General features: G+C 69.9%; 23 protein-coding genes. 18 read left to right on the top strand and 5 right to left on the bottom strand.

Annotation, left to right across the window (positions count from 1 at the left end):
- Positions 1-16: 16 nt before the first annotated feature.
- From AB0I53_RS39125 to AB0I53_RS39060, 14 genes are all read left to right on the top strand, one after another.
- The gene (locus AB0I53_RS39125; RefSeq protein ID WP_358614096.1) at positions 17-553 is read left to right on the top strand and encodes a hypothetical protein; all 537 of its coding nucleotides are present in this window, start codon (positions 17-19) and stop codon (positions 551-553) included.
- A 46-nt stretch (positions 554-599) separates the two neighbouring features.
- On the top strand, positions 600-1157 hold the full coding sequence (locus AB0I53_RS39120) for a hypothetical protein (RefSeq protein ID WP_358614095.1): 558 nt from the start codon (positions 600-602) through the stop codon (positions 1155-1157).
- Positions 1158-1263: 106 nt separating this feature from the next.
- Positions 1264-1839, top strand: coding sequence for a proline-rich domain-containing protein (locus AB0I53_RS39115; RefSeq protein ID WP_358614094.1), 576 nt, complete (start codon positions 1264-1266; stop codon positions 1837-1839).
- 52 nt (positions 1840-1891) lie between these two features.
- A complete protein-coding gene (locus AB0I53_RS39110; protein WP_358614093.1) occupies positions 1892-2563 on the top strand; it encodes a proline-rich domain-containing protein in 672 nt (223 codons plus the stop codon).
- A complete protein-coding gene (locus tag AB0I53_RS39105) occupies positions 2563-2982 on the top strand; it encodes a hypothetical protein (RefSeq protein WP_358614092.1) in 420 nt (139 codons plus the stop codon). Before AB0I53_RS39110 ends, AB0I53_RS39105 begins: the two co-directional genes overlap by 1 nt.
- Positions 2975-3409: a hypothetical protein gene (locus AB0I53_RS39100; protein ID WP_358614091.1), complete on the top strand. Its 435-nt coding sequence runs from the start codon at positions 2975-2977 to the stop codon at positions 3407-3409. Before AB0I53_RS39105 ends, AB0I53_RS39100 begins: the two co-directional genes overlap by 8 nt.
- A 75-nt stretch (positions 3410-3484) precedes the next feature.
- A complete protein-coding gene (locus AB0I53_RS39095; RefSeq protein WP_358614090.1) occupies positions 3485-3844 on the top strand; it encodes a hypothetical protein in 360 nt (119 codons plus the stop codon).
- Positions 3845-3941: 97 nt separating this feature from the next.
- Complete coding sequence (gene hemL / locus AB0I53_RS39090) at positions 3942-5228, top strand: glutamate-1-semialdehyde 2,1-aminomutase (RefSeq protein ID WP_358614104.1); 1287 nt, start codon at positions 3942-3944, stop codon at positions 5226-5228.
- Positions 5225-5860, top strand: coding sequence for a histidine phosphatase family protein (locus tag AB0I53_RS39085; protein ID WP_358614089.1), 636 nt, complete (start codon positions 5225-5227; stop codon positions 5858-5860). Before hemL ends, AB0I53_RS39085 begins: the two co-directional genes overlap by 4 nt.
- A complete protein-coding gene (locus tag AB0I53_RS39080) occupies positions 5857-6453 on the top strand; it encodes a TlpA disulfide reductase family protein (RefSeq protein ID WP_358614088.1) in 597 nt (198 codons plus the stop codon). The genes AB0I53_RS39085 and AB0I53_RS39080 overlap by 4 nt, the downstream gene beginning before the upstream one ends.
- A gap of 235 nt (positions 6454-6688) precedes the next feature.
- Entirely contained in the window at positions 6689-7471 is a 783-nt protein-coding gene (locus tag AB0I53_RS39075) for a cytochrome c biogenesis CcdA family protein (protein WP_358614087.1), read from the top strand.
- Positions 7471-9093, top strand: coding sequence for a cytochrome c biogenesis protein ResB (locus tag AB0I53_RS39070; RefSeq protein ID WP_358614086.1), 1623 nt, complete (start codon positions 7471-7473; stop codon positions 9091-9093). The genes AB0I53_RS39075 and AB0I53_RS39070 overlap by 1 nt, the downstream gene beginning before the upstream one ends.
- Complete coding sequence (gene ccsB, locus AB0I53_RS39065) at positions 9093-10091, top strand: c-type cytochrome biogenesis protein CcsB (protein ID WP_358614085.1); 999 nt, start codon at positions 9093-9095, stop codon at positions 10089-10091. The genes AB0I53_RS39070 and ccsB overlap by 1 nt, the downstream gene beginning before the upstream one ends.
- Before the next feature lie 236 nt (positions 10092-10327).
- Positions 10328-11956, top strand: coding sequence for an AAA family ATPase (locus tag AB0I53_RS39060; RefSeq protein WP_358614084.1), 1629 nt, complete (start codon positions 10328-10330; stop codon positions 11954-11956).
- A 43-nt stretch (positions 11957-11999) separates the two neighbouring features.
- On the opposite strand, the gene AB0I53_RS39055 is transcribed toward AB0I53_RS39060, so the two are convergent.
- Positions 12000-12191 (bottom strand): hypothetical protein, encoded by a 192-nt coding sequence (locus AB0I53_RS39055; protein ID WP_358614083.1) that lies wholly within the window; start codon positions 12189-12191, stop codon positions 12000-12002.
- Positions 12192-12411: 220 nt separating this feature from the next.
- A complete protein-coding gene (locus tag AB0I53_RS39050) occupies positions 12412-12636 on the bottom strand; it encodes a BldC family transcriptional regulator (RefSeq protein ID WP_093269525.1) in 225 nt (74 codons plus the stop codon).
- A gap of 195 nt (positions 12637-12831) precedes the next feature.
- Here AB0I53_RS39050 and AB0I53_RS39045 point away from each other — a divergent pair, with 195 nt between their 5' ends.
- Genes AB0I53_RS39045 through AB0I53_RS39035 form a run of 3 tightly spaced genes read left to right on the top strand, consistent with a single transcriptional unit; the run spans position 12832 to position 14835 of the window.
- Positions 12832-13134, top strand: a complete 303-nt coding sequence (locus tag AB0I53_RS39045) for a DUF4229 domain-containing protein (RefSeq protein WP_358614082.1) — start codon at positions 12832-12834, stop codon at positions 13132-13134.
- The gene (locus AB0I53_RS39040; protein WP_358614081.1) at positions 13131-14234 is read left to right on the top strand and encodes a PLP-dependent cysteine synthase family protein; all 1104 of its coding nucleotides are present in this window, start codon (positions 13131-13133) and stop codon (positions 14232-14234) included. The genes AB0I53_RS39045 and AB0I53_RS39040 overlap by 4 nt, the downstream gene beginning before the upstream one ends.
- 34 nt (positions 14235-14268) lie before the next feature.
- Complete coding sequence (locus AB0I53_RS39035; protein WP_358614080.1) at positions 14269-14835, top strand: DUF3558 family protein; 567 nt, start codon at positions 14269-14271, stop codon at positions 14833-14835.
- A 239-nt stretch (positions 14836-15074) separates the two neighbouring features.
- On the opposite strand, the gene AB0I53_RS39030 is transcribed toward AB0I53_RS39035, so the two are convergent.
- The 3 genes from AB0I53_RS39030 to AB0I53_RS39020 all read right to left on the bottom strand — a co-directional run bounded on the left by AB0I53_RS39030 (position 15075) and on the right by AB0I53_RS39020 (position 18394).
- Entirely contained in the window at positions 15075-15947 is an 873-nt protein-coding gene (locus tag AB0I53_RS39030; protein ID WP_358614079.1) for a 1,4-dihydroxy-2-naphthoate polyprenyltransferase, read from the bottom strand.
- A 52-nt stretch (positions 15948-15999) separates the two neighbouring features.
- On the bottom strand, positions 16000-17190 hold the full coding sequence (gene menE, locus AB0I53_RS39025) for an o-succinylbenzoate--CoA ligase (protein WP_358614078.1): 1191 nt from the start codon (positions 17188-17190) through the stop codon (positions 16000-16002).
- A 280-nt stretch (positions 17191-17470) separates the two neighbouring features.
- Complete coding sequence (locus AB0I53_RS39020) at positions 17471-18394, bottom strand: 1,4-dihydroxy-2-naphthoyl-CoA synthase (RefSeq protein WP_358614077.1); 924 nt, start codon at positions 18392-18394, stop codon at positions 17471-17473.
- A 135-nt stretch (positions 18395-18529) separates the two neighbouring features.
- Here AB0I53_RS39020 and menD point away from each other — a divergent pair, with 135 nt between their 5' ends.
- Positions 18530-20200: a 2-succinyl-5-enolpyruvyl-6-hydroxy-3-cyclohexene-1-carboxylic-acid synthase gene (gene menD / locus AB0I53_RS39015; protein ID WP_358614076.1), complete on the top strand. Its 1671-nt coding sequence runs from the start codon at positions 18530-18532 to the stop codon at positions 20198-20200.
- Positions 20201-20381: the final 181 nt, after the last annotated feature.

The following is a 20381-nucleotide window of genomic DNA, read 5'->3' as shown; positions in this document are numbered from 1 at the left end:
TCCTAACCTTGAGCAGGTGACACCGCCACAGGAACCCGAGCGCGACCCGCACACCGCCCCGCAGGTGCCCGGCCACGAGCTGTCCGGGCCGTGGCGGCCGAGCACGATCGACTACGCGTTCTGGGCGGGGATCGCCAGCGTGGTGGTGGGCTTCGCGATGCTGGCGGCGGCGTTCCTGCTGGTATCCGACGCCGAGCTGCAGCTGGTGCTGGACGAGACCGCCGCGCAGGGCCAGCCGCTCACGATGGAGCAGGCGCACAGCATCTACAACGCGGTGCTGGTGATGTTGGTCGTGATCGTGGCGGCCATCGCGGCGTTGTGGATCATGTTCCTGTTCTTCATGAGGCGCGGGCGGAACTGGGCCCGGATCGTCATCACGGTGGTCGGGGCGGTGTGGATCCTGCTCACGATCCCGTCGGTCGGTGGCGGCGGCATGGGCAGCGTCCTGGCCACGCTGCTGTCCGTGCTGCAGTTGCTGGCGGTGGCGGCGACCATCGTTTTCGCGTACCTCGCACCGTCGAACCAGTACTTCCAGCACGGCCGGCACCGGTGAGCGCATTCCGAAACGTCGGAATGGTCCGCTGTATTAGTGTTTTCGGGTGACGTCGCCTCAGAACCCCTGGCAGCAGAGCCCGAATCCGCAGCCTGCGGGTCATCCGCAGGCACCGGCGGGCTATTCGGCACCCGGTGGGAAGCCGCGCTTGCCCGGCACCGTGAACTTCGCGAGCATCCTCGGGCTCGTGGTGCCGCCGCTGTCCGCGGTGCTGAGCGTCATCAACTTCGTGGTGCTGCTCGTCATGTTCAGCGAGTACTTGAAGAGCCTTTGGTCGACCCTGGCCGTCAGCGCCTTCTTCACTCTCGCCGCGGTGGTGTGCGCCGTCCTCTGGATCGTCTTCTCGCTGATGATGCGGCGCGGGCGCGGCTGGGCGCGGATCGCGCTGGTGGTCCTGGCCGCCGTCTGGCTGCTCTACGACCTCTACTCGATCATCAACTTCGTCGTGATCACCGGCGGCAACATCGGGCCGGCCTTCGACTCGCCGTCCGCCATCATCGGCATGTTCCAGATGTTCCTCGTGGTCGTGACGACCGTGCTGTTCCTCATCCTGGTCTTCCTGAAGCCGTCGAACGACTACTTCAAGGCCGTGCGGGGCAGGTGAGCCCGGCCGGACGGCGGCTCTGCCCTGTTCACGAGCGTGGCCGTCCGGCACCCGGGTATACGGGAAGTCGACCCGCCGAGCTGATCGCGTGTATTACGGTCGGCGGGTGACGTCGCCTCAGAACCCCTGGCAGCAGGGACCGAATCCGCAGCAGTTCGCGCCGCAGCCGGGTTACCCGCAGCAGGCCCGGTTCGGACACCCGCAGCAGCCGTCTGGAGCGAAGCCGCCCGCGCCCGGCACCTTGAAATTCGCGAGCATCGTCGGGCTCGTGATCCCGCCGCTGTCCGCGGTGCTGAGCGTCTTGACCTTGGTGCTCCTGCTCGTCGAGATCGGCGAGTACGCGTTGAGCTCCTGGTCCTTCATGGTCTTCCAGGGCGGATTCACCTTCGCCGCGGTGGTGTGCGCGGCCCTCTGGATCGTGTTCTCGCTGCAGCTGAGTCGCGGGCGCGGTTGGGCGCGGATCGGGTTGGTGGTGCTGGCTGCGCTCTGGCTGCTCTACGACCTGTACTCGATCATCAATTTCACCGTCATCCTCACCCAGTACGGGATGGCCATGATCTCGGCCGTCGCGATCATCGGCATGTTCCAGATGTTCCTGGCGTTCGTCACGCCGGTGCTGGTCACGATCCTGGTGTTCCTGAAGCCGTCGAACGACTACATCAAACTGATGGCGGGCAGGTGAGTTTGACCAACCAAGTGGACAGCGGGTCTGCCCTGTTCATACTGTTTGCCGTGTGACTTCACCGCAAAATCCTTGGCAACAAGGTGGGTACCCGCAGGGCGGGACTCCCTCCGGCGGTTTTCCGCAGCAATACCCGCAGGGCGGGTTTTCGCAGTACCCGCAGTCGAATCCGTTCGCGGCACCGCCGGTGCCCGCGCACGAGCTGGGGGCGTTCAAGCGGCCGATCACCGTCGAGATCGCGTTCTGGATCTCGGTCGTCGTGCCGCTGGTCGCCACGGTCCTGTCCGTGATGAGCTACCTGATGCTGCAGGGCTTCGTGAACGACTCCATCGCCGGCACCACCGGCGACACGGACGTCGATCGGCAGCTCGCCTCCATCGCGAACGGGTTCCTGCTGTTCCTCTTCGTCTTCATCACCATCATCTACATGATCCTGACCGGGCTGTGGATCCTCTTCGGCTTCAAGATGCGGGCCGGGAAGAACTGGGCGCGGATCACGCTCACGGTCCTCGCCGGCATCTGGATGCTGGTCGGCGTCATCAGCCTGATCCAGGGCGGCAGCATGACGATGACCGGCGACCTGGACCAGGTGCAGCTGCCCGGCTCGTTCTTCGCGCTGTCCTACAGCCAGACCGGGCTCGGCCTGGTGGGGATGATCGTGTTCACCGCGGTGGTCTACCTGAAGCCGTCGAACTGGTACTTCAAGGCGGCGAGCCGGTTCTGATGGATTCGCCTCGACCGCTGCGCTACGCCGTCGTCCTGTGGTGGGTGGTGGCGCTCGTCCTGGTGGGACAGACGGCGCTGATGTGGGTCGGGCGCGGTGACCTGGCGGGACGCTTGGTCGAGCAGGGCCAGGCCGCGCCGGCGGACGCGGTCGGCCGCGCGCAGCAACTGCTCCTGGTGAACACCGGAATCGCGGCGGTGCTGGTGGCGGCCTACCTGGTGCTGGGGGCGCTGATGTTCCGGCGGCGCGCGTGGGCCCGCGGCGTGCTGTCGGGGTTCGCGGTCGTGCACCTGCTGATGTTGTTGGGCACCGGGGCGGTGCTCAGCGTGAATGTGATCGTGCTGATCCTCGGCGCGGCCGCCGCGGTGCTCATGTGGCGGCGCCCGAGCACGGACTGGTTGACGGGTGAGCATGGCTGAGCCGGTGCTGTACTCGGAACGCGGCAGCAGCTGGTGGCCGGTGTTGTGGGGACCGGTGTTCGCGCTGCTCGCGCTCGGTGTGGAGGCGTTGACGCCGGGCCCGGTGAACGCGGCCGCCTGGCTGCTGGTCGGCGGCGCGCTCGCGGCGGCCGCCGCGATCTGGGTGTACGGCCGCCGCCGACTGGTTTCGGTGCGGCTGACGCCGGCGGAGCTGGCCCTGGGGCGGGAAGAACTGGCGGTCCGCCGCATCGCGGCGGTCACGGATGTGGGCGCGCCGGTGGGGGCGCGGGTGCTCGGCGGGAGCTGGACGGTCCCGAAGGGAACGGGTGAGGTCCCGCTCCGGCTCGAATCCGACGAAGTGGTCCTGGCCTGGGCGAAGGATCCCGAAGCGCTGTCGTCGGCACTGGCCCGGCTGGTGGAGGAGTGACCGCGTGCGTTGCCGGTTCGTCCGGTGGGCTGCTGGTTTGCGGTGTGCACGGTCGGTCATGAGACGCTTCTTCGCGTGACGACTCCGGAACCGTGGCCTGCCGACGGGCCGCGACTCAGCGACGACACCGCCGAGCACGCCGATGAGCCGACCGGCTCGGCCGGGCTGAACCAGCCCTGGCGGGCCGCCGTGGCCGGGATCGAACTCGTCGTGGCGGTGGGGCTGCTGGTCGCAGCCTGGTGGTCGTGGCGGCAGGGGACGGTGACGATCTACCTGCCGGGCCCGCAGGGCGCCGTCGACGTCGTCACCAGGTCGATCGGGAGCTGGCTGGCCGCCGCGGTCGGCGCCGCGACCCTGGCCGGGCTGCTGCTGCTCGACGCGATCCGCCAGCTGGTGTTGGCGTTGCGAGCCCGCCGGGCGTCGAACGGGGTGTGACCGGTCACTTCGCCGCGCCTGTCAGACTGGTGACGTGACAGCTTCTGCGAACCCCGCATCGAATTCGAACGACGATCCGGCTCCGCGGTCGCGGCAGCTGTTCGAGCGCGCTCTCGAGGTGACGCCGGGCGGCGTCAACTCGCCGGTCCGGGCGTTCCACTCGGTCGGCGGCACGCCCCGCTTCATGGTCCGCGGCGAAGGCGCCTACCTGTGGGACGCCGACGGCAACCGGTACGTGGACCTGGTGTCCTCCTGGGGCCCGATGATCAACGGCCACGCGCACCCCGACGTGGTCCGGGCGGTGCAGGAGGCCGCTTCGCACGGCCTTTCCTTCGGCACCCCGGGCGCCGGTGAGATCGACCTCGCGCAGGAGATCATCGACCGCGTCGAGCCGGTCGAGCAGGTCCGGCTGGTCAACTCGGGCACCGAGGCGACGATGAGCGCCGTGCGGCTGGCCCGCGGGTTCACCGGCCGGCAGAAGATCGTCAAGTTCGCCGGCTGCTACCACGGCCACGTCGACGCGCTGCTGGCCAGCGCCGGCTCCGGGGTCGCCACGCTGGGCCTGCCGACCTCGCCGGGCGTCACCGGTGCGCAGGCGGCGGACACCATCGTGCTGCCCTACAACGACCTCGACGCCGTGCGGCAGGTCTTCGCCGAGCAGGGCGACGAGATCGCCTGCGTGATCACCGAGGCCGCGGCGGGCAACATGGGCGCGGTCGCGCCGCTGCCCGGTTTCAACGCCGGGCTGCGGGAGATCACCAGCGCCGCCGGGGCGCTGCTGATCATGGACGAGGTCATGACCGGTTTCCGGGTCTCCGCGGCCGGCTGGTTCGGCATCGACGGCGTCGCCGGCGACCTCTACACGTTCGGCAAGGTGATGTCCGGCGGGCTGCCCGCGGCGGCCTTCGGCGGTCGCGCCGACATCATGGCCCGCCTCGCCCCGTCCGGGCCGGTCTACCAGGCGGGCACGCTGTCCGGGAACCCCGTCGCGGTCGCCGCCGGGCTGGCCAACCTGCGCGCCGCCGACGCCGCGGTCTACGCGGCGCTGGACCGCAACAGCAAGCGGCTCGGCGACCTGCTCGGCGCGGCGCTGACGGCCGAGGGCGTGCCGCACCAGATCGCCTTCGCGGCGAACATGGTCAGCGTCTTCTTCAGCGAGACGCCGGTGCACAACTACGAGCAGGCGCAGGCCCAGCAGGTCTGGCGGTTCCCCGCGTTCTTCCACGAACTGCTCAGGCGCGGCGTTTACCCGCCGCCGAGCGCCTTCGAGTCCTGGTTCGTCAACGCGGCGATGGACGAAGCGGCATTCGAAGCGATCGCCGAAGCGCTGCCGCACGCGGCGCGCGCCGCCGCCGCGGCCACCGCACCGGGGTCGGACGCATGACCGGCGAGAAGACGGTGGTGCACTTCCTGCGCCACGGCGAGGTGCACAACCCGGACGGCGTCCTGTACGGGCGGCTGCCGGGATACCGGCTGTCGGACCGGGGCGAGCAGCAGGCGAAGGTCGTCGCGGAGTTCCTGGCCGGGCGCGACGTCGCCCACGTCGTCGCTTCGCCGTTGCAGCGCGCGCAGCAGACGGCCATGCCGATCGGCGCGACGTTCCAGCTTGACGTGGCGACCGACGAGCGGCTCATCGAAGCCGACAACCGCTTCGAAGGCCTGAAGGTCTCCGTCGGAGACGGCGCGCTGCGGTCGCCGAAGCACTGGCCGAAGCTCTGGAACCCGCTGCGGCCGTCGTGGGGCGAGCCGTACCTGGAGATCGCGCACCGCATGCTCGGCGCAGCGCACCGGGCCCGGTCGGCGGCGGCCGGCCACGAGGCGGTGTGCGTTTCGCACCAGCTGCCGATCTGGACGCTGCGCCGGTTCCTGGAGGGCAAGCCGATGTGGCACGACCCGCGGCGGCGGCAGTGCTCGCTGGCCTCGCTGACGAGCCTGGTGTTCCGCGGCGAGGAACTGGTGCGGATCGCTTATGTCGAACCGGCCGGGGAGACCGATCCGAAGGTGACAGGGGCATGAAACGACTGTTGGTGCGGTTCGGACTGGTCGCGGCGGCGTTGGCGCTGGTCGCAGGCTGCGCGACCCAGGGCGACGACGCGGTGTCGAAGGGCGGCGGCGGTGAGTTCACCTTCGTCTCGCCCGGCGGGCAGACCCGCATCTTCTACCCGCCGGAACAGCGCGGCCGGGTCAGTGGGATGGCCGGTGACAACCTCCTGGAGCCGGGCAAGCAGATCGGGCTGGACGACTTCAAGGGCCAGGTCGTGGTCCTGAACATCTGGGGCTCGTGGTGCGGACCGTGCCGGTCCGAGGCCGATGACCTGCAGGCGGTGCAGGACAAGACCGCCGCCCAGGGCGTCCAGGTGCTCGGCATCAACGTGCGGGACAGCCAGTCGGCCGCCGCGGACTTCCACCGCGACCGGGGCCTGACCTACCCGTCGATCTTCGACCCGGCGGGCCGCACGCTCCTGACGCTGCGGCAGTTCCCGCGCAGCACCGTGCCGGCCACGATCGTGCTCGACCGGCAGCACCGGGTCGCGGCGGTCTTCCTGACCGAGATGCTGGAGAGCGAGCTGCTCCCCGAAGTCCAGAAGGTCGCCGCCGAACAGGGCTGACGTTCCCCGCAGCTCTGCGGGCATCGGCGCGCGTTCGTGCCCGGCCTCGGGAAAGTGGGCGCGCGCCGGTGCTGTGATGCTCACCTCCGATCGGATTCGCTGGTCCCGAAAACGCGGGACTTTAGGCCCTGGTGGGTTCTTGTCGTGCCTGCGGAATGCGTTCACCAGGAAAGATGTGGGCCGGTTCACCGAGCCCGGTGGTAGATCGCCCTCTTGACTTTCCTACCCTCGAGGTGTGAACCCCACCGAGCTCGCCGCGACCGGACCGCTGCTGTTCGCGGCGGCGATCGCAGCGCTCGCCGGGGCGATCAGCTTCGCCTCGCCCTGCGTGGTGCCGCTGGTGCCCGGATATCTGGCCTATCTGGCCGGTGTCGTCGGCGCCGACGCCCCGCCGGTGGACGTCGCGGAAGCCGAACAGAGCCGCCGCGGCCGTTGGCGGGTCGCCGGAGCGGCCCTGCTCTTCGTGGCTGGGTTCACCGTGGTGTTCGCGTCCGGGACGTTGTTGCTGCTCGGCCTGTCCGATGCGCTGCTGGCGAACGAGTTGCTGCTGCAGCGGATCGGTGGCGTGGTCACGATCGCGATGGGCCTGGTGTTCGTCGGATTGGTGCCCGCGCTCCAGCGCGACCTGCGCATCCACCGGGTGCCCAAGGCCGGGATCTGGGGCGCGCCGCTGCTGGGCGCGGTGTTCGGCCTGGGCTGGACCCCGTGCCTCGGGCCGACGCTGGCGGGAGTGACCTCGATCGCCATCGCCACCGACGCGACCACCGGCACCGCGGTCCGCGGGATCCTGCTGGTCGCCGCGTACTGCTTGGGCCTGGGGATGCCGTTCGTGCTGCTCGCGCTTGGTGCCCGGTGGGCCATCCGGAGCGCCGGGTGGCTGCGCCGCCGGGCCCGGGCCATTCAGATCGCGGGTGGAGTGTTGCTGATCGTGGTGGGCCTCCTGCTCGTCACCGGTTTGTGGGGAGAGCTGATCGCAGTGCTGCGTGAGCCGATCGCCGGTTTCGAAACGCTGATCTGATGCCTGGATTCCTCAAAAGCACCCTGGCGTTCCTGCGCAACACGTGGCGCGGGCTGACCTCGATGCGCACCGCGTTGGTGCTGCTGTTCCTGCTCGCGCTCGCCTCGTTGCCCGGCGCGCTGATCCCGCAGCGCTCGCTGAACCAGTCCGAAGTGGACCGCTACTTCAGCGACTACCCGACGCTGGCGCCGATCCTGGACAAGCTCGGTGCGTTCGAGGTGTTCAGCTCGGTCTGGTTCGCCTCCACCTACGTGCTGCTGTTCATCTCGCTGATCGGCTGCTTGCTGCCGCGCTGCTGGGAGTACTACAAGCAGTGGCGCAGCAAGCCGGTCCGGACGCCGCGCAACCTCGCCCGGATGCCGCACTACGAGAAGGCCACCCTCGACGCCTCGGTCGACGAGGCGATGACCTCCGCCCGCAAGCGGCTGCGCGGCTGGCGCATGGTCGAACGCGAGGAGGCCGACGGCGGGCGGTCGATCAGCGCCGAGCGCGGCTTCCTGCGGGAGATCGGCAACCTCGTCTTCCACTTCGCCCTGGTGGGCATGCTCATCAGCGTCGCGGGCGGCAAGCTGTACGGCTACGAAGGCCAGGTCATCGTGGTGGCCAACGGCTCCGAGTTCTGCAACGCCGGCACCTACAACTACGACTCCTTCCGCGCGGGGCTCACCGTCGACGGCACCCAGCTCAACCCGTTCTGCGTGCGCGTCAACGACTTCGACGTGCAGTACCAGCCGAACGGGCAGGTCGAGAGCTACCGCGTCGACATGCAGTACCAGGCCGACGGCGACCTGGACACCAACACCTGGCAGCCCTACCTGCTGCAGGTCAACCACCCGCTGCGCATCGCAGGCGACCGCGTCTACCTGACCGGCGATGGATACGCCCCGCAGTTCACGGTGACGTTCCCCGACGGCCAGCAGCGCACCGGGATCATCCAGTGGCAGCCGGTTTCCATCCAGACGATGCTCTCGCAGGGCGCCACCAAGTTCGACCCGCCGGGCGTGCTGGACGACGCGCAGCGGCGCGAGAAGCAGCTAGCGATCACCGGCCTGTTCGCGCCCACCGCCACCTTCGACGGCAAGGTGCTGAGCTCCGGCTTCCCGGACCTGCTGGACCCGACCGTCGCAGTGGACGTGCTGCGCGGCGACCTCGGCCTCGACTCCGGCCGCGGCCAGTCGATCTTCGGCGTCGACCAGTCCATGGTGGATCAGGGCAGGCTCGAGCGGGTCGCCCGCAAGAACCTGCGCCCCGGCGAGGAGATCCTGCTCGACGACGGCACCAAGGTCCGCTTCGACGAGGTCAAGCGCTGGACCAACCTGCAGATCTCGCACGACCCGTTCCAGCCGTGGGTGCTCGGCTTCGCCGTCGCGATCATCTTCGGCATCGGCACCTCGCTGACCATCAAGCGGCGCCGCGTGTGGGTCCGGGTCGTGCCGAACCCGGAACCGGACGAACCCGGTTCCGCGCGTACCGTTGTCGAAGTCGGCGGACTCGCCCGCACCGACCAGGCCGGTTACGGCGAGGAGTTCACCAGGCTGACCGCCGATCTCCTCGGCACGGGCGTCGACCACTCGCCGGAGTCACGCGCGGTCGCTGGGCCCGCGCGCGAAAGGAAGAACTGATGCCGGTCAATCAGACGCTGTCGACCTACAGCGACATGGCGTACGCCACATCCGTGGTCGTCTACATCGCCGCGATGTTGCTGTATTTCGCGGAATTCGCCTACGGCAGGACCGGGGAGGCCTCCCGCAAGAAGGAGTCGGCGCTGGTCAACGCCGGTGGCGGCGCCACCGCGACGCCGACGATCGGGCACGTCGAGACGCCGGCGAAGCGCCCGCTGAGCGAGCGGCTCGGCGGTATGGCCGTCGCCATGACGGTGCTCGGCGCTTTGGTGCATGCGGCCTCCCTCCTGTTGCGCGGTTTCTCCACCGGCCGGGTGCCGTGGGGCAACATGTACGAGTTCGGCTCGGCGATCTGCCTGGCGGCAGTGGTCGCCTGGATCATCGTGCTGTTCCGGCAGCTGCGCGCGGAGCGGCGCGAAGCCACCCCGACGCAGCTGCGCGGGCTCGGCGGTTTCCTGATGCTGCCGGTCATCCTGCTGCTGTTCCTGTCCGGCACCGTGCTCTACGCCCAGGCCGCGCCGCTGCAGCCGGCGCTGCAGTCGTACTGGATCGTGATCCACGTCGCGGCGGCGATCGTCTCCAGCGGCGTCCTGCTCTTCGCCGGTGTGGCCAGCGTGCTGTACCTGCTGCGGTCCCGGTACGAGAACAACCCGCTGAAGCTGGCCAAGTTCGGCTCCCGGCTGCCGACGAGCCAGGCGCTGGACCGGATGGCCTACCGCGCCACGGTGATCATCTTCCCGGTCTGGACGTTCGCGATCGTCGCGGGTGCGATCTGGGCCGAGGCCGCCTGGGGCCGGTTCTGGGGCTGGGACCCGAAGGAGACCTGCTCGTTCATCGCGTGGGTCGTCTACGCCGCGTACCTGCACGCCCGGGCCACGGCCGGCTGGCGGGGCGTCCGGTCGGCGTGGATCAACATCCTGGGTCTGGCCGTCATGATCTTCAACCTGTTCTTCATCAACATCGTCGTCGCGGGGCTTCACTCGTACGCTGGACTGTGAGCTCGTGATCGGCCCCGGCCGGGGCGCGGCCGAAAATCGGCCGCAGCGGCCGTAATTTCCGGCACACCGCCCGCCACCTGCGCAAGTCAGGTTCGGCGGGCGGTGCTCGTTTGCGGAGCCGACCGGCCACCCCCGGTGACTTGTGGGTATATCTGGGACTACCGTGCCTTGCGGAGACGGGGAGATCTCGATTCGGTCCGGCAGGGCGCGACTCGATTGTTGGAGGGACGGCAACGGTGACCGGACAGTACGAAGAGCCCGAAGCGCGGCGCGACACGGGTCCCGCCGCGACGCAGGCAGACGGTGCGATCGCCGAGCCGCAATCCACGGGCAACGGGAACGGCACGGCGCAGGAAGGGCCGTACGCCGAGCCGGAGACCTCGCCGGGACAACCGCATCCCGCCGGACACCCGACGCCGTCGTACGTTGACCCGTCGCAGGCCGGGCAACCCGGCCCGTACGGCGACGCGCCGCAGCCGTACTACCCGGGCGGTACGCCGGGCGCACCCGCAGTGCAGCCGCAATACGCCGACCCGAGCCAGTCCGGCCCGCAGCAGTTCCCGGCGGGCCCGCAATACGGCGATGCAACGGTTTCCGGTCCGCACCACCAGCCGAACGCCTCGGGCCCGCACCAGGTGCCTGGAGGGCAGTCGGGTCCCTACTCGGTTTCCGGTGGGCCCTCCGGACCCTTTCCGCCAGTCTCCGGCGGGGCGTCCGGGCCGTATCCGCCAGTCTCCGGAGGACCGTCCGGGCCGTACCAGCAGGCGTCCGGCGGGCAGTCCGGCCCGTACCCGACGGCGGGCGATCCGCCCTTCCCGGGGCAGCAGTACCCGCAGCAGAACCAGCAGGGCGGGCCGCAACCGGGCCCGCAGCAGTCGTTTTCGCCATATCCCCAGGCTGCCCAGGCCCAGGGCGGCGGGGATCAGCCATTCGGCCAGGACCTCTCGTCCGCTCAGCTGCTCCGGCCGACCAAACGGTCACCCCAATCGGGTTGGCGCAAGGCCGTCTACGTGGCCAGCGGCAAGACCGTGAACTTCGGCGAAGGGCCGGCCGACCGGCGGCGGCGCGAGCTGATCGGCCGGATCAACCAGCCGCTGCAGGGCTGCTACAAGATCGCGATGCTGAGCCTCAAGGGCGGTGTCGGCAAGACCACCACCACCGCGACGCTCGGCTCCACCTTCTCCTCGCTGCGCGGCGACCGGGTGATCGCCGTCGACGCGAACCCGGACCGCGGCACGCTGAGCCAGAAGATCCCGCTGGAAACCACGGCGACCGTGCGGCACCTGCTTCGGGACGCGCACCGGATCCGCAAGTACAGCGACGTCCGCTCCTACACCTCGCAGGGGCCCAGCAGGCTGGAAATCCTCGCCAGCGAACAGGATCCGGCCGTTTCCGAGGCGTTCAGCGAGGACGACTACCGGCGCACCGTCACGCTGCTGGAGCACTTCTACAACGTGGTGCTGACCGACTGCGGCACCGGCCTGATGCACTCCGCGATGAAGGGGGTGCTGGACATGGCGGACTCGCTGGTCATCGTGTCGTCCAGTTCGATCGACGGGGCGCGCAGCGCTTCGGCCACATTGGACTGGCTGGACGCGCACGGGTACGGCGAGCTGGTGTCCCGGTCCGTCGCCGTGATCAACTCGGTGCGCCCGGGTTCCGGCAAGGTCGACGTGGACAAGCTGGCCGCGCACTTCGGGGCGCGCTGCCGCGCGGTTTCGAAGATCCCGTTCGATCCGCACCTCGAGGAGGGCGCGGAGGTGGAGCTGGACCAGCTCGACGTGCCCACCCGGATGGCGCTGCTGGAGCTGGCCGCGATCGTGGCCGACGACTTCCCGCACGCGCCCGGCCGCAACCGGGGCTGACGTCCGGTCGGGGTGGGCGCCGCCGCCCACCCCGACGGCGTGCTCAGTCGTCTTCGCCGGGGCGCTGCTTGCGCTGCTGCTCGCCGAGCCGGCGCAGGAAATCGGGATCGTCGTCCGGTGCGATCGGCGCCTGTCGGGGACGCCGACGGGCCTCCCCGGTCGTCTGGGGGCCGAAAGCCTTCCACATCAGCACGACGACGGTGAGCGCACCGATCGCTGCCAGAACGTAGATCATCGTGGCCACCTCCAACTGTTCCGCTTCGAGATTAGCCAATCCCGGGCGCGGTTGTCGTCGTCGCAGGTGGTGTCGTCGCAGGCGGATCCAGGTGGCGCCTCGTTGAGGGGCGAGGCGCCACCTGGATCGGCGGTCGCTGGGGCCGCCGGCGATCTTCAGATCCTCGGTGGCGCGGTGCTCGCCGACTGCCGGGGCGTCGGCTCAGCGCACCGATCGCCGCTCAGACAGACCGGTTGACGTCGTTAGTCAGCTCGGCCAGCAGGGTGCGGACCTCGGACTCCCGGAAGCGGCGGTGGCCACCAGGGGTGCGGATGGAGCCGATCCGGCCGGCGGTCGCCCACCGCGTCACGGTCTTGGGATCGACCCGGAAGAGCGCGGCAACCTCACCGGGGGTGAGGAGCTGCTCCTGACCGTTCTGGCGAGGCTGCTGGGTCGTCGCGGTCACAGGTGACCTCCACGTTGCGAGTAGTGGTTTTTCGGGCATTCCGGTCGCATCCTGGCACCTCGATGGTCAGGTACTCGAACATTTGGGTTTAGGTAAAGGGAAGGTAAGGGACGAAAACGGCGCTTCGGGCGGCCGCGACGTGCGCCGGGAAGGTGCCGGGCCGAGCGCAGCTCTCCTTGCTCTACCCTGGATGACGTGCAGGAACAGCAGGAAGCCGGAACCGCGGACCAGGGCGCGCAGCCGAACCTCACGCGCGACATCACGCTCTACACCGTTGCCAGGCTGGGACTGGTGGTCGCAGTCACTGCGGTGCTGCTCTTGGTGCACGTTCCCGTCCTCGTCGCGCTCGCGGTGGCCGTCGTGGTGGCGATGCCGTTGTCGCTGCTCGTCTTCGGCGGGCTGCGTCGCAGGGTCGCTGCGGGGATGGCCGAACGCGGGGCACGCCGCGCCGAACTTCGCGCCCAGCTGCGCGGCGAGCGAACCGCGGACGTGCAGTGATCGACAACTTCGACATCGACCGTTCCTGCGCTCGAACCCGCGGCTGGACCAGCGAAGCCGTGCGGATCATCGAGGCCGACGCGAACCGCAGCGCGGACACCCACCTGCTGCACTTTCCGCTGCCCGCGGAGTGGGGCATCGACCTTTACCTCAAGGACGAGTCAACACATCCGACTGGTTCGCTCAAGCACCGGCTGGCCCGATCGCTGTTCCTGTACGCGATCTGCAACGGCTGGGTGACCGAAAACACACCGGTCATCGAGGCGTCGTCGGGATCCACGGCGGTTTCCGAGGCCTACTTCGCGCGCCTGCTCGGGCTGCCGTTCATCGCGGTGATGCCCAGATCCACCAGCCGCGAGAAGGTGTCGCTGATCGAATGGCACGGCGGCCGCTGCCACTTCGTGGACGAGCCGGGTGCGATCTACACCGAGTCCCGCCGGCTGGCCGCGGAGCTCGACGGCCACTTCATGGACCAGTTCACGCACGCCGAGCGGGCCACCGACTGGCGCGGCAACAACAACATCGCCGAATCGATCTTCGAGCAGCTCGCGCTCGAACCGCACGCCGAGCCGGCGTGGGTGGTGGTCGGTGCAGGCACCGGCGGCACCAGCGCGACGATCGGGCGCTACCTGCGCTACCGCCGGCACAACACGAGGCTGGCCGTCGTGGATCCCGGGCGCTCGGTGTTCTTCGACGCCTGGCGGGACGGCGACCCGAACCGCACCAGCGATTCCGGGTCGCTGATCGAGGGCATCGGGCGGCCGCGGGTGGAGCCCTCGTTCGTCGGGCAGGCGATCGACCGGATGATCAAGGTGCCGGACGCGGCGTCGATCGCCACGATCCGCTGGGTCGAGAAGGTGCTGGGGCGGCGCGTGGGCGGCTCCACCGGGACCAACCTGTGGGGCGTGTTCGCCCTGGTTTCAGAGCTGATCCAGCAGGGCCGCAGCGGCAGCATCGTGACGCTGCTCTGCGACGGCGGCGAGCGCTACACGCACACGTACTACGACGATGACTGGGTCGCCGAGCGCGGCCTGGATCTGACCGCGCCGACCGCGGTGCTGGACCACTTCCACGCCACCGGCGAGTTCCGGGCAGACTGAACGCGAGAGCCCGCGCAGGAAGGTTGGTGTGTCGGTGAGGCGTTGGGGTTGGCTGTCCGTGGTTGCGCTGCTCGGCGTGGTGGCCGGTTGCACATCGGGAGAGCAGGCGCAGCCGACCTCCGCACCGCCGACGCCGACCACTTCGGCCGAGGAGTCCGCGACGGAATCCGCGAGCCCGTCGATCACCCGGAAAGTGCCGCCGGAGCAGCAGAAGCGGCTCGCCGACCTGCCCGCCGACCAGCTCTGCGGGCTGGTCGAGCAGGACGAGCTGAGCACGCTGGCGTTTCCCGTGGAACGCGGGGAATCTCGCGAGATCGGCTTCGATCCGCCAGTGCGCGGCTGCAGCTTCCAAGCCAGCTCAGGAGGGCGTTCCGTGCTGATCGGCGCCCAGCCGGAGGGCTTCGCGACGCTGGGCCGCGAGGAGGTCGAGCTGGGCGCCGTTCGAGGCACCCGGACCATGCGCGCGAGCGACTGCTCGGTGTTCGCGGGTGTGGCGGGCGCGACGCTGCAGGTTTCGGTGACGGCCGGCGAAGCGAGCACCGACCAGTGCGAGAAGGCCGAGCTCGTCGCGGAGTACGTGCTCACCGCAGTCGTGGTGTGACCGGTTCCGGCCCAGGAAGTCTCCAGCGGGTGCCGGGTGGATGAAGCGAACGGCCTGTTCACCTCGTCCATCGGGACGAACGGTCCGTTCACTCCACACCGGTAGTGCGCGCCGATGTCGTGAACGGCCTGTTCACCTCGTCTATCGAGGCGAACAGGCCGTTCACTCCACATCAGCTTGTGGGGATGCACCGCTGCACGAACGAGATTCCGAACAGCCTCTGCAGCTCGGTGTCAGCGTCAGCCGATGGCTACGGCGACGCCGGTGAGGATCGCCCACGCCAGCATGGCGAAGCCCGTGTCGCGCAGCGCCGGGATCAGGGCGCGCCCCTGGGAGCCGCCTGCCACCGCGCGCAACGGCACGATGAGCAGCGGCAGGGCGAGGAAACCGAGCAACGCCAAGGAGTTCCGCAGCCCGATCAGGACCGTGATCAGGAACGGGACGAGCGTCAGCGCGACGTAGAGCGTGCGGGTGTCACGGTCGCCGAGCAGCACCGCGAGGGTGCGCTTGCCGGTGACCCGGTCGGATGGGATGTCGCGGAGGTTGTTGGCCACCAGGACCGCGCTGGACAGCGATCCGATGCCCACCGCGGCGCCGATGCCGGAGCCGGAGATCGCGTCGGCCTGCACGTACATCGTGCCCAGCACCGCGACCAGGCCGAAGAAGATGAACACGGCGAGCTCACCCAGGCCTGCGTAGCCGTAAGGGCGTTTGCCGCCGGTGTAGTACCAGGCCCCGGCGATGCAGACCGCGCCGACGGCCAGCAGCCACCAATGTCCACTTAGGACGACAACGCCGAGTCCGGCGACCGCCGCGAGCCCGAAGCAGGTCCACGCCGCCGCGCGCACCGCGCCCGGCCTCGCCGAACCCGAGCCGACCAGGCGGAACGGGCCGACCCGGTCGTCATCGGTGCCGCGGATGCCGTCGGAGTAGTCGTTCGCGAAGTTCACCCCGATGATCAGCAGCATGGAGACGAGCAGCGCCAGGACCGCGGTAACGGGATCGAACCCGTCGATCCCCGCCGCCGCGCCGGTGCCGGCGAGCACTGGTGCGATCGCATTCGGGAAGGTGCGGATGCGAGCGCCTTCGATCCATTGAGCGACAGTCGCCATGTGAGCCATCTTCGCGCACCCGCGAGGGCCGTCGGCGAGAGCCTCCCCGCATTCAGGAATCGAGCAGTGCGGCCAATGCTCGCCGATCCGGCTTTCCCGGCCCACGCAGCGGCAACTCCGCGAGGAAGGCGATGCGCTTCGGCGCGGCTGCTGCGCCGAGCCGCTCGCGCACGGCGGCCCGGAGGGCGTCCTCAGCCGGTGGATCGGCCGGATCCGCAGGCACGACCGCGGCGACCACCGCCTGGCCCCATTCCTGGTCGGCCACGCCGAGCACACACGCCTCGCGGACTCCCGGCTGCTCGGTGAGGGCCCGCTCGACCGGCAGCGGGGCCACATTCACCCCGCCGCTGATGATCATGTCGTCGGCGCGGCCCAGGACCTCCAGCCGGTCGCCCTGCCACCGGCCCAGATCGCCGGTGCGGAACCAGCCGTCGGCGAACGCCTGCGCGTCGGGCTGGTGCCGATAACCCCTGGCCAGCATCGGTCCGGCCAGCCGAATCGGCCCGGTCGCGCCGTCGATGTGGACCTTCGCGACGTCCAGCGGCCGCCCGTCGTAAACGCAGCCGCCGGAGGTCTCGCTCATCCCGTACGTCGTGGTGACCTGCACGCCGCAGTCCCGCGCCTGGCGAAGCAAGGCCGGCGGGGTGGCTGCGCCGCCGAGCAGCACCGCGTCGAATTTCCGCAGCGTGGCAAGGCCATCGCCGCCCGCTTCGACCAGTCGGGACAGCTGGGTTGGCACCAGGGCCGTGTAGTGCGGGCCATCCGCGGCGAGCACGTGTCGGGCCGCCGTCGCGAACCCGTCGGGCCGGAATCCGGCGGAGGTGTCGACGGCGTGCGGGCTGGTGCCCGCCAGCAAGGCCCGGACCAGGACCTGGATGCCTGCGACGTGGTGGGCGGGCATCGCCAGCAGCCAGTTGCCGGGCCCGCCGAGGCGGCGGTGGGTGGCTTCGGCGGAAGCGCGCAGCGCCGACGCCGGAAGCAGCACGCCCTTCGGGGTGCCGGTGGAGCCGGAGGTGGCGATGACCAGCGCGGTCGGGTCGTCGGGGTGGTCCTCGGCTGCGGTCAGCGGCGCGCCGTCGGCGAGGGCGGTGACGAGCCGGCGGGACTCTGCCGCGTCTCCGGCGGCGACCGGCAGCAGGGCCGGTCCGTCGCCGTGCAGTGCCCGCGTCAGCGCAGGTAGCACGGCCAATGCCCCGGCTCCGGGTGGCACGGGAAGCGGCTGCAGATCGCGGGCGTTCGGCATCTGCCCATTGTCGGGGAGCACCGGCCCCGTGGGCTGCGCCGCCGCGGCGAGAACTTCGACACTCGATCACCTGTTCTAGCGATCAAGTGTTCGAATTTTCGGCCGATGAAATTGGTACGCGCTTGGAAGGAGCCGAGAAATGATGGTTCTCATCGTGCTGGTGTGCCCGGCCGACCTGCTGGCGGACCTCTTCGGCCGGCGGCCTGCGGGCGATGGTGGACGGGACCGGTTTCGCGCCGGAGCAAGCGGTGCGGGTCCGCCCGGAACCGGTCCCGGCGACTCAGAAGTACCAGGGGAAGGCGGACCAGTCCGGGGTCCGCTTCTGCAGGAACGAGTCACGCCCTTCGACGGCCTCGTCGGTCATGTAGGCGAGGCGGGTGGTCTCGCCGGCGAACAGCTGCTGGCCGACCAGCCCGTCGTCGATGGCGTTGAACGCGTACTTGAGCATGCGCTGCGCGGTCGGGGACTTGCCGTTGATCTCGCGGGACCACTGCAACGCGGTGGCCTCCAGCTCGTCGTGCGGGACGACCGCGTTGACCATGCCCATCTGGTGCGCCTGCTCGGCGGTGTAGGGCCGCCCCAGGAAGAAGATCTCGCGGGCGAACTTCTGGCCGACCTGGCGGGCGAGGTAGGCGGAGCCGAAGCCGCCGTCGAAGCTGCCGACGTCGGCGTCGGTCTGCTTGAAGCGGGCGTGCTCGGCGCTGGCGAGCGTGAGATCGCACACGACGTGCAGGCTGTGCCCGCCGCCGGCGGCCCAGCCCGGAACGACCGCGATGACGATCTTCGGCATGAACCGGATCAGCCGCTGCACCTCGAGGATGTGCAGCCGCCCGGCGCGGGCCGGGTCGACCGTCTCGGCGGTCTCGCCGTCGGCGTACTGGTACCCGGAACGACCGCGGATCCGCTGATCGCCGCCGGAGCAGAAGGCCCAGCCGCCGTCCTTGCTGGACGGGCCGTTTCCGGTGATCAGCACGCAGCCGACGTCGCTGGTCATGCGCGCGTGGTCCAGGGCGCGGTACAGCTCGTCGACGGTGTGCGGGCGGAAGGCGTTTCGGATGTCCGGGCGGTCGAACGCGATGCGCACGGTGCCTTTCCCGGGGCCGTCTTCGACGCAGCGGTGATACGTGATGTCGGTGAAGTCGAAGCCCGCCACGGGCTCCCACAAAGCCGGATCGAACAGCTCAGAGACACGGGGATTCTGCACACCTGGGACAATAGGCGCAGCAGGCGCTCGGCGCGGGGGCCTCCCCGCAGCTGCCCGGCGCTTGCGCGAACTAGGACGAGGGGGACCATGGCCCCCTCGGCCGGAGTTCGCCAAGCGATGTTCAGAGGTGATCGGTTGAATCCGTCCACGGCCCAGGCTGAGGTCATCGTCGACGAGCTCGTCCGCAACGGGGTGCGGCAGGTGGTGCTCTCCCCGGGGTCACGCAACGCACCTCTGTCTTACGCACTGTACCGAGCCGCGCACGCAGCGCGGTTGCGGCTGCACGTTCGCATCGACGAGCGCAGCGCGGGTTTTCTCGCGCTGGGGCTGGCGTCGCGGACGCAGTCGCCGGTCGTGGTGGTCTGCACTTCCGGTACCGCGGCGACGAATCTGCATCCGGCGGTCAGTGAGGCGTACCACTCGGGTGTCCCGCTGATCGTGCTGACCGCGGACCGGCCGCCGGAGCTGCGCGCGGCCGGCGCCAACCAGACCATCGATCAGCACCGGCTGTTCGGCGCCGAGATCCGGATGTTCGACGAGCTGGCGGTGGCCGAGAGCCGACCGGGGCAGAACGCGTACTGGCGAAGCCAGATGTGCCGGGCCTGGCACGCCGCGATCGGCGGCGGGCGAGGCGGCCCGGTGCACCTGAACGTCCCGTTCCGGGAGCCGTTGGTGCCGGACGGGGACGATCAGTGGTGCGAGTCACTGGCCGGACGCCCGGCCGATGCACGGTGGACGGAGGTCTCCCAACGAGGCCAGGCACCGAGCGAACTGTCCCAAGTGCACGCTCGGCGCGGACTCGTGCTCGTCGCCGACTGGGGCGCCAAGAGCGCCGGCGAGTGGGGCGATCGGTACGGCTGGCCGGTGTTATCGGAATCCGGTGGTGTGGGAATCGGCGGCTCGGCGGCGATCAGCACCGGGATGTGGCTGCTGAACCTGCCCGAGTTCATGCAGGAACATCGTCCCGAGCAGGTGCTGTGCGTCGGCCGCCCGACCGTCTTCCGGCAGGTCCAGCAATTGCTGGCGGATACCGACGTGGAGGTGCTGCTCGCGCACGGCGGTGTGGACTGGGCGGCTCCGGCGCACAACTTGCGGGAGGTAGCGGAGACTTTCGGCGCCGCGCCGGGAGACGTCGACCCCGAGTGGCTCACCGCGTGGCAGCACGCCGACCAGAAGGCGTCCGAAGCCCTGCACGCCGCGCTCGACCTGGAGCGCTGGCCGAGCGGAGCCGCGGTGGCGCGCGAGGTCGTCGATGCGTTGCCGGAACAGGCCCTGTTGGTTCTGGGGTCGTCGAACCCGAGCCGCGATGTCGCGTTGGCCGCGCGGCAGCGGTCCGATGTGGTCGTGCACCGGAACCGGGGCGTGGCCGGCATCGACGGCACGGTGTCGACCGCGATCGGCGCCGCGGTCGCGCACGACCGACCCGCCTACGCGCTCTTGGGTGACCTCACTTTCCTGCACGACAGCAACGGATTGATGCTGGGGCCGTACGAACAGCGGCCCGATCTGACGATCGTCGTGCTGAACGACGACGGCGGAGGCATCTTCGCGTTGCTGGAACAGGGAAGTCCCGAGCACCGGGAGGCCTTCGAGCGGGTCTTCGCCACGCCGCACGGAACCGACATCGGCAAGCTCTGCGCGGCGCACGGCGTCGACCACGTGCTGGTGCGCGAGCGTTCCGAGCTCACCACTGCCCTGCAGTGGCGGCCGGGCCTGCGGGTCGTCGAGGTGCGGGCGGATCGCGCCGCGCTGCGTTCGGTGCACCAGCGGTTGCTGGGCGCGGTTCGTACGGCGCTGCTCGGCTGACGGTGTGCTGCGGTTGAGCCGTTAACGCGTAGTTGATCTCACTGCTCGGGATTCGGCCGTTGCTGACGGCCGAGCGAGCGACGTCACATGCTCGTCCGGCGCCGCTCGTGGGTCGTTGTCGCTCGAAAGGTGGGTATTTATCCGCAGATCGGGGCGGCCGACCGGCCTTCACCGGTGCTCC

It is taken from the genome of Saccharopolyspora sp. NPDC050389 (genome assembly GCF_040655595.1).
Lineage (GTDB): Bacteria > Actinomycetota > Actinomycetes > Mycobacteriales > Pseudonocardiaceae > Saccharopolyspora.
The sequence above is the reverse complement of the archived record's forward strand: the minus strand, read 5'-3'. Positions and strand labels throughout refer to the sequence as shown.